This is a genomic window from Pseudoalteromonas sp. GW168-MNA-CIBAN-0100 (assembly GCF_040309225.1).
In the GTDB taxonomy this organism is placed as follows: domain Bacteria; phylum Pseudomonadota; class Gammaproteobacteria; order Enterobacterales; family Alteromonadaceae; genus Pseudoalteromonas; species Pseudoalteromonas arctica.
Genome location: NZ_JBEOOL010000708.1, coordinates 1 through 261 on the forward strand (window position 1 = coordinate 1; position 261 = coordinate 261).

The 261-nt window shown below is 43.3% G+C and carries 1 protein-coding gene; it reads left to right on the forward strand.

The annotated features are described in order from the left end of the window. On the forward strand, positions 1 to 227 hold a 227-nt coding region (locus tag AAEY62_RS23110), incomplete at its 5' end, for an Rnf-Nqr domain containing protein (RefSeq protein ID WP_350636772.1). Positions 228 to 261: the final 34 nt, after the last annotated feature.

Below are 261 nucleotides of genomic sequence, written 5' to 3' on the forward strand. Positions count from 1 at the left end.
TTGCATTACTTAACATTAAAGAAGATCACTCCTTTTTACAGTCGGCGGTTTATGGCTTTGGTGCCGCAGTTGGTTTTTCGTTAGTACTTGTATTGTTTGCTGCCCTGCGAGAGCGCCTTGCAGCGGCCGATGTTCCTACCCCCTTTAAAGGTGCCTCTATTGCCTTAATTACCGCAGGCTTAATGTCGATGGCATTTATGGGATTTACCGGATTAGTGAAGTTTTAATATGACCTTGTTTTATGCATTAATAGCACTAGGC